The organism is Amycolatopsis sp. NPDC039088 (genome assembly GCF_055598845.1).
This window is the reverse complement of the sequence record NZ_JBVKAE010000026.1, coordinates 109,116-124,236: the sequence shown is the minus strand read 5'-3', so window position 1 is coordinate 124,236 and position 15,121 is coordinate 109,116. Positions and strand designations below refer to the sequence as shown.

The 15,121-nt window shown below is 68.0% G+C and carries 13 protein-coding genes; 7 read left to right on the top strand and 6 right to left on the bottom strand.

The features are described from left to right. Positions 1-192 precede the first annotated feature (192 nt). From ACZ7KI_RS29685 to ACZ7KI_RS29675, 3 genes are read left to right on the top strand one after another with little or no spacing between them, the layout of a single operon-like run. The gene (locus ACZ7KI_RS29685; protein ID WP_470276349.1) at positions 193-1,419 is read left to right on the top strand and encodes a cytochrome P450; all 1,227 of its coding nucleotides are present in this window, start codon (positions 193-195) and stop codon (positions 1,417-1,419) included. Positions 1,420-1,453: 34 nt separating this feature from the next. Further along, positions 1,454-2,242: a transglutaminase-like domain-containing protein gene (locus ACZ7KI_RS29680; RefSeq protein WP_470276348.1), complete on the top strand. Its 789-nt coding sequence runs from the start codon at positions 1,454-1,456 to the stop codon at positions 2,240-2,242. A gap of 47 nt (positions 2,243-2,289) precedes the next feature. After that, positions 2,290-3,312, top strand: coding sequence for a YhjD/YihY/BrkB family envelope integrity protein (locus ACZ7KI_RS29675; protein WP_470276347.1), 1,023 nt, complete (start codon positions 2,290-2,292; stop codon positions 3,310-3,312). Between the two features lie 15 nt (positions 3,313-3,327). Here ACZ7KI_RS29675 and ACZ7KI_RS29670 read toward each other — a convergent pair whose 3' ends face one another. From ACZ7KI_RS29670 to ACZ7KI_RS29660, 3 genes are read right to left on the bottom strand one after another with little or no spacing between them, the layout of a single operon-like run. Next, positions 3,328-4,491 carry a thiolase domain-containing protein gene (locus tag ACZ7KI_RS29670; RefSeq protein WP_470276346.1) on the bottom strand — a complete coding sequence of 388 codons (1,164 nt, stop codon included), beginning with the start codon at positions 4,489-4,491 and terminating at the stop codon, positions 3,328-3,330. Next, a complete protein-coding gene (locus tag ACZ7KI_RS29665) occupies positions 4,488-5,543 on the bottom strand; it encodes a thiolase domain-containing protein (RefSeq protein ID WP_470276345.1) in 1,056 nt (351 codons plus the stop codon). Before ACZ7KI_RS29665 ends, ACZ7KI_RS29670 begins: the two co-directional genes overlap by 4 nt. Before the next feature lie 8 nt (positions 5,544-5,551). Next, the gene (locus tag ACZ7KI_RS29660; RefSeq protein WP_470276344.1) at positions 5,552-6,580 is read right to left on the bottom strand and encodes a Zn-ribbon domain-containing OB-fold protein; all 1,029 of its coding nucleotides are present in this window, start codon (positions 6,578-6,580) and stop codon (positions 5,552-5,554) included. Positions 6,581-6,633: 53 nt separating this feature from the next. Here ACZ7KI_RS29660 and ACZ7KI_RS29655 point away from each other — a divergent pair, with 53 nt between their 5' ends. Then, the gene (locus tag ACZ7KI_RS29655) at positions 6,634-8,193 is read left to right on the top strand and encodes an acyl-CoA synthetase (protein ID WP_470276343.1); all 1,560 of its coding nucleotides are present in this window, start codon (positions 6,634-6,636) and stop codon (positions 8,191-8,193) included. Positions 8,194-8,307: 114 nt separating this feature from the next. Here the strand turns inward: ACZ7KI_RS29655 and ACZ7KI_RS29650 are convergent, their stop codons facing one another. Further along, positions 8,308-9,096, bottom strand: a complete 789-nt coding sequence (locus ACZ7KI_RS29650; RefSeq protein ID WP_470276372.1) for a crotonase/enoyl-CoA hydratase family protein — start codon at positions 9,094-9,096, stop codon at positions 8,308-8,310. 76 nt (positions 9,097-9,172) lie between these two features. On the opposite strand from ACZ7KI_RS29650, the gene ACZ7KI_RS29645 reads away from it, so the two are divergent. Beyond that, on the top strand, positions 9,173-10,789 hold the full coding sequence (locus tag ACZ7KI_RS29645; protein ID WP_470276342.1) for an acyl-CoA synthetase: 1,617 nt from the start codon (positions 9,173-9,175) through the stop codon (positions 10,787-10,789). Between the two features lie 12 nt (positions 10,790-10,801). After that, on the top strand, positions 10,802-11,908 hold the full coding sequence (locus tag ACZ7KI_RS29640) for an NAD(P)H-dependent flavin oxidoreductase (RefSeq protein WP_470276341.1): 1,107 nt from the start codon (positions 10,802-10,804) through the stop codon (positions 11,906-11,908). A gap of 81 nt (positions 11,909-11,989) precedes the next feature. Here ACZ7KI_RS29640 and ACZ7KI_RS29635 read toward each other — a convergent pair whose 3' ends face one another. Together ACZ7KI_RS29635 and ACZ7KI_RS29630 are read right to left on the bottom strand one after the other, a co-directional pair. Further along, the gene (locus ACZ7KI_RS29635) at positions 11,990-12,796 is read right to left on the bottom strand and encodes a S1 family peptidase (RefSeq protein ID WP_470276340.1); all 807 of its coding nucleotides are present in this window, start codon (positions 12,794-12,796) and stop codon (positions 11,990-11,992) included. A gap of 124 nt (positions 12,797-12,920) precedes the next feature. Further along, on the bottom strand, positions 12,921-14,174 hold the full coding sequence (locus tag ACZ7KI_RS29630) for an APC family permease (RefSeq protein ID WP_470276339.1): 1,254 nt from the start codon (positions 14,172-14,174) through the stop codon (positions 12,921-12,923). A 72-nt stretch (positions 14,175-14,246) separates the two neighbouring features. Between ACZ7KI_RS29630 and ACZ7KI_RS29625 the strand changes: the two genes are divergently transcribed. Continuing rightward, positions 14,247-15,023 (top strand): GntR family transcriptional regulator, encoded by a 777-nt coding sequence (locus tag ACZ7KI_RS29625; RefSeq protein WP_470276338.1) that lies wholly within the window; start codon positions 14,247-14,249, stop codon positions 15,021-15,023. Positions 15,024-15,121 lie beyond the last annotated feature (98 nt).

Here is a 15,121-nt window from a genome sequence, read left to right as displayed (position 1 = left end):
TAGTTTGAGCAAGTCGCCCCAGGGTTGGCGGGTTTTTGATCACTGGTCGCGGTTCCTGCCTCTTGCTGGGCGTCCATGATCGCGCTAGGTCAAGTTAACGGGTTTCACTAAAAACTCTTCACTTGGTAAACGCCGTATGCTTCAATCGGACCTAGAACGTGTTTCATTGGCGAACCGCGTAGGAGGTAGCCCGTGGCCGCTCCCCTGATCCCCGCCGGTTTCGATTTCACCGATCCGGATCTGTACGCCACCAGACTGCCTCTGGCGGAGTTCGCCGAACTCCGGCGCACGGCGCCGGTCTGGTGGAACCCGCAGCCGCACAACACCGCGGGCTTCCGCGATGACGGCTACTGGGTGGTCAGCAGGCTGGAAGACGTCAAGGCGGTGTCGAGGGACAGCGAGCTGTTCTCCTCCCGGGAGAAGACCGCGATCATCCGCTTCGACGAGAACATGACCGACGACAGTCTCGAAGCCAACCGGCTCGTCCTGCTCAACATGGACGCGCCGCAGCATACGAAGCTGCGCCGCATCGTCTCGAAGGGCTTCACGCCGAGGTCGATCGCGAAACTCGAGGACACCCTGCGCGACCGCGCGGAGCGGATCGTCAGCGAGGCCAAGAAAAAGGGCTCCGGGGACTTCGTCACCGACGTCGCCTGCGAACTCCCGTTGCAGGCCATCGCCGAACTGATCGGCATCCCGCAGGAAGATCGCCTCAAGGTCTTCGACTGGTCCAACCAGATGGTCGCCTACGACGATCCCGAGTACGAGGTCGAACCGCTCGCCGCGTCCGCGGAGATCGTCGGCTACGCCTGGAACATGGCCGAAGAACGCCGCAAGTGCCCGATGGACGACATCGTCACGAAGCTGGTGCAGGCCGACGTCGACGGCGAATCGCTGGCCTCGGACGAATTCGGCTTCTTCGTCATCCTGCTCGCCGTGGCGGGCAACGAGACGACGCGCAACGCGATCACCCACGGGATGAAGGCGTTCCTCGACCACCCCGACCAGTGGGAGCTCTACAAGAAGGAACGGCCGAAGACCGCGCCGGACGAGATCGTCCGCTGGGCCACCCCGGTGGTCGCCTTCCAGCGCACCGCGACCCGCGACACCGAACTCGGCGGGCAGCACATCCGCAAGGGCGACCGGGTCGGGATGTTCTACAGCTCCGCGAATTTCGACCCGGACCACTTCGACGAGCCGGAGAAGTTCGACATCCTCCGCGAGGACAACCCGCACGTCGGTTTCGGCGGCACGGGCTCGCACTACTGCATCGGCGCGAACCTCGCCCGGCTGGAGATCGACCTGATCTTCAACGCCATCGCCGACGTCATGCCGAACATCAGGGAAGCCGCCTCGCCCGACAGGCTCCGGTCGAGCTGGCTCAACGGGATCAAGCACTATCAGGTGCACTACGGCTGAGTAACCGGAGACGTCGTAGGGCACCATGGGTGCCATGGGTCCCCACGTGCAGGTCGACGTCGAAATGTCCTTCCGGGTCACCAAGCCGGGCCCCGCCGCGTTCGTGGTCGCGCTCGCCGGCGGGGCGGAACAGGAAGAGTTCGCCTATCCCGCGCCGCCGCGCCAGGTGGCGTTCGAACACGGGACCCGGGCGCAGGTCGTCGAGTTGCCGCTCGGAGAGCACGTCGTGCGGTACCGGGCCGAGCGCGCCTTCGGCCCCGTCGAGGGCGAACCGGTCGGCATGGAAGACCTCATCCGGTACACCCGGCCCAGCCGGTACTGCCCCTCGGACCGCCTGGGCGGGCTCGCGCTGTCGCGCTTCGGTGGGCTTCCTGACGCGCGCACCCAGGTCGAGGCGATCGTCCGGCACGTGGGCGAGCACCTGTCCTATGTGGTCGGTTCCGGCTCGCCGACCGACGACGCCGTCGACACCTACCTCGCCGGGGAAGGGGTTTGCCGCGACTACGCGCATGTCTGCATCTCACTGTGCCGGGTGATCGACATCCCGGCCAGGTTTGTCGCGGTCTACGCGCCCGGACTGTCCCCAATGGACTTCCACGCCGTGTTCGAGGCCGCGATCGACGGCCGCTGGTACGTGTTCGACGCCACCGGCCTCGCGCCGAGGCAGAGCATGAGCCGCATCGCGACCGGACGCGACGCCGCCGACACCGCGTTCCTCTCCACCCTTGGCTGTGAGCTGGACTTTCTCGGCAACACCGTTCTGGCGACCGCGGGCCCGTCCCTGCCGGAGGACGACGGTTCGGAGCTGATCGCGCTCGCTTGATCGCGTGTTGCCCACGAGCCGTGACCTCGCTGGGGTAGACAGTCCGTGTGAGGGAGAAGCAAGCACCGACGAAATGGAAGCGGCTGCGTGCCCGCTACCGCTGGCTGGACCACGTGGCGCGGGCGGTGAACCGCTACATCGAGTACGGCGGTTACCACTACGTCGCGTCGATCACCTACTTCAGCCTCTTCTCGCTGGTGCCCATCCTCATGGTCGCGGTGTCGGTGGCGGGTTTCGTGCTGGCCAGCCAGCCGCAGCTGATCGAGACGATGCTGAACGCGATCACCGGCACCCTGCCCGGCGGTCTCGGTGACAAGGCGGGTGACCTGCTCACCGGGTTCGTGGAACAGCGCACCAGCGTCGGTGTCATCGGTCTGACCGTCGGGCTGTACTCCGGCTGGAACTGGATGAACGCGCTGCGGGACGCGCTCACCGCGCTGTGGGGACAGAACCGGTCTGATCTCCCGCTGCTGCGCACGATCGCCGCGGACCTCCTCGCGCTGCTCGGCCTCGCGACAGCGCTGCTGGTCTCCTTCGCGATCACCATCTCCGGGTCCGCGCTCGGCCGGTACCTGCTGGGCCTGGCCGGGGTGGACGACACCGCCTGGGGGCACAACGTGCTGTCGGCGATCTCGATTCCGCTGGCCTTGCTGGCCAACTGGCTCGTGTTCCTCTGGGTACTCACCCGGTTGCCGCGGAAACCGGTCGGGGTCCGCAGCGCGATGCGCGGCGCGGTCGCGCTGGCGCTGGGCTTCGAACTGCTGAAGCTGGCCGGGGGGATCTACCTGCGGTTGATCGGCAACTCGCCGACCGGCGTCGCGTTCGGGTCGATCATCGGTCTCATCTTCTTCATCTCACTGGTGGCCCGGATGCTGGTGTTCGTCACGGCCTGGACCGCGACCGCGCGCGACGCGCCACCGGAGCCGGTCCGCCCGCCGCCGCCCGTGGTGGTCCGGCCCGTGGTCGCGCCGCCCGATCGGCACGGTCTCAAGCCGGCCCTGGTGGGCGCGGTGACCGGGGTGGTCGCGACACTGGCCGCGCAACGCCTCCGGCCCCGCCGCCGCCCCTGACCCCGCGCGCAAGGTTCACGAACTCGGCTTGGCCGACCCCACCACCCACATCGAGAAGAACTGCGAACCGCCGCCGTACGCGTGCCCGAGCGCGACGCGCGCGCCGTCGACCTGGTAGTCCCCGGCGCGCCCCATCACCTGTTTGGCCGCTTCGGAGAACCGGAGCATCCCGGACGCGCCGATCGGGTTGGACGACAGCACACCGCCCGACGGGTTGACCGGCAGCCGCCCGCCGAGCGCGGTCTCGCCCGCCTCGGTGAGCTTCCAGCCTTCGCCCTCGTCGGTGAACCCCAGGTTTTCCAGCCACATCGGCTCGAACCACGAAAACGGCACGTAGATCTCCGCAGTGTCCACTTCGGACAGTGGATCGGTGATCCCGGCGGCCTTCCACAGCGCGGCGGCGGCGTCCCGCCCCGCTTGCGGGTTGACCTGGTCGCGACCGGCGAACGTCGTGGGTTCGGTGCGCATCGCGGTAGCGTGGATCCACGCCGCGCCACCGGGAACGGCGTCACCGGCGGCCTCGTCACCGAGCACCATCGCGCAGGCCCCGTCCGAGGACGGGCACGTTTCGTCGTAGCGGATCGGGTCCCACAGCATCTGGGACGCCTGCACCGACTCCACCGTGATGTCGGACTGCCGCAGATGGGCGTAGGGGTTCAGGGCCCCATTGCGCCGGTCCTTGGCCGCGACGATCGCGCCGACGTGGTCGGGCGCGCCGGATCGCCGGATGTACGAGCGCACGTGCGGCGCGAAATAGCCGCCCGCCCCGGCACCCACCGGCATCTGGAACGGCGGCAGGATCGACAGGCCCCACATCGCGTTCGACTCGGACTGCTTCTCGAAGGCCACCGTCAGCACGCGCTTGTGCACCCCGGCCTGCACCAGCGACGCCGCCACAAGCGCGGTCGACCCGCCGACCGAACCGGCGGTGTGCACGCGCAGCAAGGGTTTCCCGGTCGCGCCGAGCGCGTCGGCGAGGAACAGTTCGGGCATCATCACACCCTCGAACAGATCCGGGGCCTTGCCGAGGACGACGGCGTCGATGTCGTCCCATCCGGTCTGCGCGTCCACCATCGCCCGGTCGATCGCCTCCCGGAGCAGGCCGGGCATGGACACATCGGTGCGCTTGGCCTTGTGGTGGGTCTGGCCGGTTCCCAGTACGGCCGCGAGGTGCTTCACGAGAGGACCTCCAAGGTCGCGACCAGGTTCTGCTGCAGGACGGGGCCGCTGGTCGCGTGGGCGAGGGTTTTGCGCGCGCTGCCGTCGAGGATGCGGTTCGCCGCCTCGCCGATCCGCGCCAAGCCCGCCGAAAACATCGGATTGCCGGTCAGCACACCGCCGGAGGGGTTGATGCGCACCCGTTCGTCCAGGCCCAGCGCGTCGCGCAGGATCAGTTCCTGATGGGTGAACGGCGCGTGCAGTTCGGCGATTTCGACGCCGTCGAGGTCGAGCGCCCTTCCCGCGGCCACTGTGGACGGTGACCGGGTGAGGTCCCGCACGCCGAGTGCGGGGGAGTCGACCCGGTGCTCGATCCCGGTGATCACCGCGGGGCTGTCGACGAGGTCCGCCGCCCGCTCCGCCGAGGCGAGCACGATGACGGCGGCACCGTCGGTGACCGGTGCGATGTCGTGAGCCCGCAAGGGATCCGCGAAGTACGGGGCGTCGAGCAGTTCGGAGACTTCGACCGGTCCGGAGAACTGCGCGGCGGGATTCGCGGCGGCGTCGGCACGGCTGCGCGCGGCGACCTCGGCGAGGTCCTTTTCCGACCACAGTCCCGCTTCGAGGCCCAGCCTGGCCTGGATCCCGGCGACACTCACCGAGTCCGGCCACAGCGGCGCGACCACGTAGGGGTCCATCTGCAGCGCCAGCACCCGCCGCAACTGCCCGGCCGAGGATTTGCCGAAGCCGTAGACGAGCGCCGTTTCGACCTCGCCCATCCGGATCTTCAGCCACGCCTCGTAAAGCGCCCAGGCGGCGTCCATCTCGACGTGTGACTCGTGGATCGGCGGAAAGGCGCCGATGGCGTCGACCGCGGCGATGAACGAGAACGCGCGGCCCGCGAGGTAGTCCGAGGAACCGGAGCACCAGAACCCTATGTCCTCTTTGGACAGACCGGTGCGCTCGAAGACCTCGGCGAAGATCGGCACCAGCATTTCCACGCCATTGGTGGTGCCAGGGGTGTTACGGACGTTGGGGGCCTGCGCGAAGCCCACTACTGCTACATCTGGCACAGCGGTCCTCACAGATGGTGGGCGAAGGATTCGTAGGGCGCGTCCGGCTCGCCGGTCGGTTCGAAATGGTCGATGTTCTCCAGCGACGTCCACCATTCGTCCCGCGGTTTCCAGGCCGCGCGCACACGCATGCCCATCCGGACGTCGGCAGCGTCGCAGCCGAGGACCAGATGGAGGAACGCGATGTCCGCGCCGTCGAGCAGGATGTACGCCGCGACATACGGCGGTTTGATCCGCTGGCCGAGGAATGGCACGTTCACGATGCAGAACGTGGTGACGATGCCGGTGTCGGCGAGTTCGACCTCGTCGGTGGTCGGGACGCCGTCGGTCGGGCAAGCGCCGCGCGGCGGGATGTAGACCTTGTCGCACGACGGGCAGCGCTGGCCGATCAGCTTTCCTTCGGCGAGCCCGCGCAGGTACCGGCTCTCCTCCGGCGACGCGGAATGCCGGTAGCGCAGATGGATCGGCGTGATCACCACGCTGACCGGCGCGCCGTCCTCGCGCTTCGCGATCGGGGGCGGCGCCTCGGTGAGTTCGGTGTCGGGTCCGTCGGCGGGGACGAAGTAGGCGATGTCGCGGATATGCCCGACCGTCTCATCCGCCCAGCGGATCCGCACCCGTTGCCCGGTGTGGACTTCTCCGGGGCTGCCCGCGTCGACCGCGTGCAGGATCGAGGTGTCGGCGCCGTCGAGCTTGATCAGGGCCCACGCGAACGGCCGCGACAGGGGCTGGCCGTCGAGCGGTTCGACGATCCACGACCAGGACACGATCTCGCCCTCGGCGGCGACCGGCACGAACTCGGACAGCGCCTCGGCGGTCACGGGATCGTATTCCAGTGGCGGCACGTGGACGCGGCCGTCGCTGCCCCGGACGCCTTCGACGCGGCGCTCGCGCAGGGCGTTGACGAACCGCCCGAGCACCGGGCCGACTGAACGCGTGTAGTCGAAGCCCACGTTGAGCGGGGCCGACAGCGGGAGTTCTGGTGCACTCACGACCTGAGTGAAACACGTTCTCGAATTTCCGGCAAGATCGGCCATCTGGGCCTCCCTGGCGGTTGCTCTTGAGTGGAACGCGTTCTAGATTTGCGCGTATGCCGACAGCCACGGGGACACTTGGGGTCTGGAATATCGCCGCACAGGAGCCGGAGCGGGTCGCGCTCGTCGATCCGGACGGCCGCTCGATCGGCTATGGCGAGCTCGCCGCGAAGGCGAACGCCTACGCCCGGGGCCTGCAGGCACTCGGGCTCGAGGCCGGGGACGTGGTCGTCGTCCTGCAGCCCAACGGGGACGAACTCGTGGCGGCCTACTTCGCCGCCATCCAGTCCGGGTTGTACATCGTGGTGGTCAACTGGCATCTGGTCGGGCCGGAGGTCGCCTACATCCTCGCCGACAGCGGCGCCAAGGCGTTCCTCGCGCACGAACGGTTCGCCGACGTCGCGATCGCGGCCGCCGACGAGGCCGGGATCCCGGAGCGGGCGCGGTTCGCGGTGGGCGACGTCGCGGGCTTCCGGCGGATCGAGGAACTCGGTTCGGGCGAGGGAGACGGGCGCCCGGAGCGGCGCACGGCCGGCTCGCCGATGCTCTACACGTCGGGGACCACGGGGCGGCCCAAGGGTGTCCGGCGGCCGCTGAGCGGCGCCGATCCCGACGAAGTCCCCGGCGCTTCGACGTGGTTCTTCGGGATCTTCGGGCTGGCGCCGCACGACGGGCACGTGCACCTGTGCGGTTCGCCGCTCTATCACACGGCGGTGCTCAACTTCGTCGCCATCTCGCTGCAGCTGGGGCATACCGCGGTGCTGATGGACCGCTGGGACGCCGAGGAGATGCTGCGGCTGATCGGGCGGCACCGGGTCACGCACAGCCATATGGTCCCGACGCAGTTCCGGCGGTTGCTCGCGCTGCCGGACGACGTCCGCGCGGCCTACGACCTGAGTTCGCTGCGCGTGATGATCCACGGCGCCGCGCCTTGTCCGCTGGAGGTCAAACGCCGGATGCTCGACTGGTGGGGGCCGGTCGTCACCGAGTACTACGCGGCCACCGAGGGTGGCGGCACGGCGATCTCGGGGGAGGAATGGCTCAAGAAACCGGGTTCGGTGGGGTTGCCGTGGCCGGGTTCGACGATCAAGATCCTCGACGACGAGGGCAAGGAGCTTCCCGCCGGCGAGACCGGCACCGTCTACATGAAGATGGGCGACTCTAAGTTCGAGTACCACAAGGACCGGGCCAAGACGGCCAAGGCGCGGGTCGGCGACCTGTTCACTCTCGGCGACGTCGGGCATCTCGACGAGGACGGTTACCTGTTCCTGCACGACCGCAAGGCGGATCTGATCATCTCGGGCGGGGTGAACATCTACCCGGCGGAGATCGAGGGTGAACTGGTGATGCATCCGAAGATCGCCGACGTCGCGGTGTTCGGTGTCCCGCACGAGGACTGGGGCGAGGCGATCAAGGCCGTCGTACAGCCCGTGGACGGTGTCGAGCCTTCCGATGAGCTGACCGCCGAGATCCTCGAGTACGCGGCGTCCCGGCTGGCGAAGTTCAAGCTCCCGCGTTCGGTCGATTACCTGCCCGAACTCCCGCGTGACCCGAACGGGAAGCTCTACAAGCGCAAGCTCCGCGACCCCTACTGGGCGGGCCACGCCCTCCCCTGACCGCATTTCGTCCTCTGAACGCGGTAGTTCACTTCACGAACTACCGCGTTTAGTCCTCTCAATGCGGTACTTGCGTGGGCAACTACCGCATTGAGAGGACGAAATGCGTGGGGATCAGCGGCCCTTGAAGACGGGCTTGCGCTTCTCGGCGAAGGCGCGTGGGCCTTCCTTCGCGTCTTCGCTCGCGAAGACCTCGATGCCGTACTGGGCGTCGAGCTTGAAGGCCTCTTCCTCGTGCATGCCCTCGGTGTCGCGCAGGGTCTTGAGGATCGCGCGGACCGCGAGCGGCCCGTTCGCGGAGATCAGCCCCGCCAGCTCCATCGCCTTGTCCAGCGCCGTGCCGTCCGGGACGACGTACCCGATCAGGCCGATCTTCAGCGCCTCGGCCGCCGTGATGTGCCGTCCGGTCAGCAGCAGATCGGCGGCGACGGTGTACGGGATCTGGCGGGGGAGCCGGACGGCCGAACCGCCCATGGGGAACAGGCTCCACCGCGCTTCCGACACCCCGAACTTCGCGCTCTCGCCCGCGACGCGCAGGTCCGTGCCCTGCAGGATCTCCGTGCCGCCCGCGATCGCCGGGCCCTCGACGGCCGCGATCAACGGTTTCGTCAGCCGTCGCCCCTTGAGCAGGCCTTCGATCCGGCTGGGGTCGAACGTGCCCTTCTCGAACGAGTCGGACGGGGAGTTCTTCGACATCGACTTCAGATCCGCGCCCGCGCAGAACGCGCCGCCCGCGCCGGTGAGCACGCAGCACCGGATGTCGTCGTCCGCGTCGACGCGGTTCCACGCCTCGACCATGATCCCGAGCATCTCGCCGCTGAGCGCGTTGCGGGCCTCCGGCCGGTTCATCGTGACCACGAGGGTGTGTTCGATCTTTTCCACCAGCGCGTGCGGTTCGCCCACCACGTCCTCCAAGGCCCCGGCCTCCACTGAAATCGCCACCATTGCCCAGAACGATAACATGTTCTACTTTGAAGGAGTGGCACTCAACATCGCGGATCTACTCGAGCACGCCGTCGACGCCGTGCCGGAGCGCATCGCGGTCGTCTGTGGCGATCGGCGGGTCACCTTCGCCGAACTGGAAGAGCGCGCCAACCGGCTGGCGCACCATCTCGCCGCACACGGCGTGGGACCCGGATCCCACATCGGTGTCTATTCCCGGAACTCCATCGAGGCTTTGGAATCGATGATCGCCGCGTACAAGCTGCGCGCGATCGCCATCAACGTCAACTACCGTTACGTCCACGGCGAACTGCGGTACCTCTTCGACAACGCCGACCTCGTGGCGCTGGTCCACGAGCGCGGCTATTCGGACAAGGTGGCCGCCGTACTGCCGGAAACGCCCAAACTGAAACACGTTGTCGTTGTCGACGACGGAAGCGACGGCGACTACTCGTCCTACGGCGGCGTGGACTACGAAGCCGCGCTCGCCGAAGGCTCACCCGAGCGCGACTTCCCCGAGCGCAGCGCCGACGACATCTACATCCTCTACACCGGCGGAACCACCGGATATCCCAAGGGCGTGCTGTGGCGCCACGAGGACATCTGGCGCGCACTCGGCGGCGGCATCAACTTCGTCACCGGCGAGTACGTCCCGGACGAATGGACGCTCGCCGAACAGGGCAAGTCGGGCAGCCTGGTCCGGTTGCCCGCCGCGCCGCTGATCCACGGCGCCGCGCAGTGGGCCGCTTTCGGCGCGCTGTTCACCGGGAGCCCGGTCGTGTTCGTGCCGCGATTCGACGCGCATGAGATCTGGAAAGCCGTGCAGGACAACAAGGTTCAGGTGCTCACCATCGTCGGCGACGCGATGGCGCGGCCACTGATCGAGGCCTACCGCGAGGGCGACTACGACGCGTCGTCGATCGTCGCGGTGTCGAGCCACGCCGCCCTGTTCTCCCAATCGGTGAAGCAGGAGTTCCTGGCGATGCTCCCGAACGTGGTGATCACCGATGCGATCGGCTCCTCCGAAAGCGGTTTCACCGGCATCGGCATGGTCAGCAAGGACTCCGATCATTCCGCCGGTCCCCGGGTCAGCTTCGGCAAGGACGCGATCCTGGTGGACGACGACGGCGGGCTCGTCGATCCGAAGCCCGGCGCGATCGGGCTGATCGCGCGCCGCGGGCACGTCCCGCTCGGCTACTACAAGGATCCCGTGAAGACCGAGAAGATCTTCATCGAGGTCGACGGCAAGCGCTACGTCGTTCCGGGTGACTACGCGCGCTACGAGGAAGACGGCACGGTGACCCTGCTCGGCCGGGGGTCGCAGTGCGTGAACACCGGCGGCGAGAAGGTCTACCCGGAAGAAGTCGAGGGTGCGCTGAAGTCGCATCCGGACGTCTTCGACGCGCTCGTGATCGGCATCCCCGACGACCGGCTCGGCCAGCGCGTGGCCGCGGTGATCCAGCCTCGGGCAGGCAAAGACCTGGACGTCGCCGCGCTCGAGGCGCATGTCCGTACCGAGATCGCCGGGTACAAGGTGCCGCGCACCCTCTGGCTCGCCGAGGAGATCGGGCGGTCTCCCAGCGGAAAACCGGACTATCCCTGGGCGCAGCGCTACGCCAGCGAGCACGAGCCCGTCACCATCCAACCGGCATGAGTAAGGAACCACATGCGGACGTCTCTCTGTGAGCGGCTCGGGATCGACCTGCCGATCGTCGGGTTCACCCCGTCCGAACACGTCGCCGCGGCGATCAGCCGGGCGGGTGGGCTGGGCGTGCTGGGCTGCGTGCGGTTCAACGACGCCGCCGAACTCGACGCCGTCCTGTCCTGGATGGACGAGAACACCGGCGGCAAACCCTACGGCGTCGACATCGTGATGCCTGCCAAGATCCCGGCCGAGGGGACGTCGATCGATCTCGCGAAACACATCCCGCAGGAGCATCGCGACTTCGTGGAGCGGACTCTGCGTGACCTCGCCGTCCCACCGCTGCCGGACGACACCGACGAACGCGCCGGCGTATTGGGCTGGCTGCATTCGGTCGCCCGGTCACATGTCGAGGTCGCGCTCAAGCACCCCATCCGGTTGATCGCCAACGCGTTGGGGTCACCACCTGTCGACGTCATCGAACAGTGTCACGCGAAGGGCGTGCCGGTCGCGGCTTTGGCTGGCAAGGCCGAACACGCCGTCCGGCACGTCGACAACGGCGTCGATCTCGTTGTGGCGCAAGGCTATGAGGCGGGCGGGCACACCGGCGAGATCGCGTCGATGGTCTTGCTGCCCGAGGTCGTCGACGCCGTCGGCGACCGGGCGCCGGTGCTCGCCGCGGGCGGGATCGGCTCAGGACGACAGGTCGCGGCGGCGCTCGCGCTGGGCGCTTCCGGGGTGTGGATGGGCTCGTTCTGGCTCGCCACCGAGGAATATCTGCAGACCATGGGAGAATCCGAGGCCATGCAACGGGCGCTGGTCGCGGCGGGTTCGTCCGACACCGTCCGGACACGGATCTACACCGGCAAACCGGCGCGGCTGCTCAAGACGCGGTGGACCGAGGCGTGGGCCGCGCCCGACGCGCCCGAACCGCTGCCGATGCCGCTGCAGAACCTGCTGGTTTCCCACGCGCACAACAGGATCCATCACGCGGCGGATCCGACGGTCGTCTCGATGCCGGTGGGGCAGATCGTCGGGCGGATGGACCGGGTGCGGCCGGTCGCCGACGTGATCGCGGAACTCGTTTCGGGGTACGAGGAAGCACTGTCGCGTTTGGACAAGACCCGCTGAGGTGTCCCGAACGCCATGAAAGGTCCTTTCCTTGCAAATTTCGCAAGGAAAGGACCTTTCATGGCATGCCGTGCGCTGAGGCTAGAGCCCGGCGGCCGCGTTCTTGATCGCGGTCGCGAAGGTGCTCACCTCGGTGTAGACGCCGGGAGCGTGCGCCCGCGCGCAGCCTTCGCCCCAGCTGACGATGCCGACCTGGATCCAGGCACCGGCGCTGTCGCGGCGGAACATCGGTCCGCCCGAGTCACCCTGGCAGGTGTCGACGCCGCCGGAGTCGATGTTGCCGGCGCAGATCTCGGCGCTGTCGATCAGGTCGGCGTAGCTGCCGCCCTGCGCCTTGCAGGTCGCGTCGGACACGAACGGCACGGTGGCCTTGAGCAGGTAGCGCTGCTGCGCCCCGCCCTCGGTCGCCGCACCCCAGCCGGCCACGGTGAACGTGCCGCTGTTGTAGGCCGTCGTGCCCGCGATCGGCAGGGTCGGGATCCCGGTGACCGGGCTGGCGAGCTTGATCAGCGCCCAGTCACCACCGGTGGAGGTGGGGTAGGTCGGCGACCGGTACACGTAGGTCGACTTGACCTTCTTGGCCGCGGTGCTCTGCAGGTCGACGACACCGAGGGTCGCGGTGATGGTCGTGTTGGCCCCGGTCCGCGACACGCAGTGCGCGGCGGTCAGGACGATCTGCTGGGTGTAGAGCGCACCACCGCAGCCCATGGAAAGCCTTACCATCCAAGGGAATTCACCCTGGGCGGCTCGGGTTCCACCGACCACGTCGGTGGACGGCGGCTGAGCGGCCGCGGCTTGCGGAGCCGTGGCGAGACCCGCCAGGGTTCCGGCCGCCGCGACGGCGATCAGGGTCTTTTTGAGCAGGCTGAACCGACGCTTGATGTCCAAGGGTTCATTCCTTCCGGCTGTCCACAGTGGAGGCAGGGAGACTGACTGCGGCCAACTGACTACAGCAGGTGGACGGATGCCGGGACAACCGACTTTCTTCGGATCTTTCGACCGATGATGGTGATTAACGGACGTTCGACGCGAAGCGCCGACGAATGGCGTAGCCCAGAGCGCCTAACGCCAGTACTCCTGAACCGGTGAGCACCGAAACCGCCGGAAGACTGAACGCAAGCACCAGGCAGCCGAGCAGGCCCACGACGGCGATCAGCCGGGACCCCGGCCGCAGCGTCAGCGCGCTGGCGTTCGCGACGGCGTAGTACGCCAGCACCGCGAACGAGGAGAAGCCGATCGCGCCGCGGAGGTCGACGGTGCTCGCGAGGAGGGCGACGACGACGCCGACGGTGAGTTCGGCCCGGTGCGGGACGCCGAAGCGGGGGTGGACCGCGGTCAGGTAGCGCGGGAGATGCCCGTCGCGCGCCATGGCCAGCGTGGTGCGTGAAACGCCCAGCACGAGCGCGAGCAGCGAACCCACCGCGGCGAGCATCGCGCCCACCCGCACGGCGGGGGTCAACCACGACCAGGACGACCGCTCGACCCCCTCCGCGATCGGGTCCGGGCTGCGGCCCAGCAGATCCGGCCCGAGCTGGTACAGCAGGACGAAGGCGAGCACGGCGTAGACGACCAACGCCAGCCCGAGTGCGATCGGCACCGCCCGGGGGATGGTGCGCGCCGGATCGCGAACCTCCTCACCCAGTGTCGCGATCCGCGCGTAGCCGGCGAAAGCGAAGAACAGCAGGCCTGCCGCCTCCAGCACGCCCCCGACGCCGGGCGCGGCGACCGAACCCGGCGATCCCGACGGCAGGCCGCCGCCGAAGAGCATCGCCGCCACCGCCAGCGCGAGGATCGTCAGCGTGATGGACACGATCAGCCTGGTCGCGAAAGCCGAACGCTGGACACCGCGGTAGTTGAGCCCGGTCAGTGCCGCCACGACGCCGACCGCGAACAGGCCCCGCCACGGCTGGCCGAGTCCGGGAGCGGCGTAGGTGACGACGGTCAACGCCATCGCCGCGCAACTGGCGGTCTTGCCGACCACGAACCCCCAGCCGGCCAGATGCCCCCAGAATTCGCCGAGCCGTTCGCGTCCGTAGACGTAGGTGCCGCCGGACGCCGGATAGAGCGCGCCCAACCGCGCCGAAGACGTCGCGTTGCAGTAGGCGACCACGGCGGCGAGGGCGAGCCCCGCCGGGAGCCAGGCGCCCGCGGCTCGCGCGGCGGGGGCGAAAGCGACGAAGACCCCCGCGCCGATCATGGAGCCGAGGCCGATGAAGACGGCGTCGCGGGTGCCGAGCCGCCGGGCGAGGGAGTTCTGTTCGTCCACGAGTGTGAGCGTGGCATGAACACTTCGTTCGGGTCAGTACAGCCCAGGTGAACTCGGCCTAAGATCTGGACAGTGAGAACACGTTCACCAAGAGTCCATCCTTCTGCCGACGGCCCGGTCCGGGACGGTATTCCCGAACACGGCCGCGTTCCACGTTATTACGCGGTCAAAGTCGAACTGCTCGACGTGATCTCCGAATTGGGGCAAGGTGCGGTACTTCCCACCGAAAGGGAACTGTCCGAACGTTTCGAGGTTTCTCGCGCGACGGTCCGCCAGGCCGTCGGCGAGCTCGTGCTCGAAGGCCGTCTCAGCAGGCGGCAGGGGAGCGGCACCTATGTCGCGGGCCCCAAGCTCGTGCAGCCGCTCGCTTTGGTGAGTTACACCGAAGGACTCAGGAGGCAGGGCATCGAGCCGGGCCGGAATCTGATCTCTTTGGAACGCCGGGAAGCCGGTCCGTCGCTGGCTTCGGAACTGGAAATCGATCCGGACGACGACGTGATCCACATCGAGCGGGTACTGCTGGCCGACGATGAGCGGGTCGGGCTGGAATCGACCTATCTCACCGCCGAGCGATTCCCGACGCTCATGGATGTGTTCGATCCCACACAGTCGCTCTACGCGTGTTTAAGGGAAAGGCTCGGCGTGGTCTTCGACGGCGCCGAGGAGCGAGTCGAGACCGTGCTCGCCACACCCCGGGAAGCGCTGTTGATCGGGACAAATCCGGCGTTGCCGATGCTGCTGATGCACCGGACGTCGTGGGGAACCGACGGCATCCCGTTCGAACGCGTCCGGTCGCTGTTCCGCGGTGACCGGCTGTCCTTCGAAACCCGCCTCGGCCGCGTGGAGTAACCCCTCACGCGTTTAGTCCTCTAGTTGCGGTATTTGCACTTTCAACGACCGCATTCAGAGGACGAAACGCGGTGTAATGTAACGCAAAGATAACAGGT

Coding starts and splice junctions, on each gene's coding strand:
- ACZ7KI_RS29680 (WP_470276348.1), top strand. CDS start 1,454: ATGGGTCCCCACGTGCAGGTCGACGTCGAAATGTCCTTCCGGGTCACC.
- ACZ7KI_RS29660 (WP_470276344.1), bottom strand. CDS start 6,580: ATGGCCGATCTTGCCGGAAATTCGAGAACGTGTTTCACTCAGGTCGTG.
- ACZ7KI_RS29640 (WP_470276341.1), top strand. CDS start 10,802: ATGCGGACGTCTCTCTGTGAGCGGCTCGGGATCGACCTGCCGATCGTC.
- ACZ7KI_RS29655 (WP_470276343.1), top strand. CDS start 6,634: ATGCCGACAGCCACGGGGACACTTGGGGTCTGGAATATCGCCGCACAG.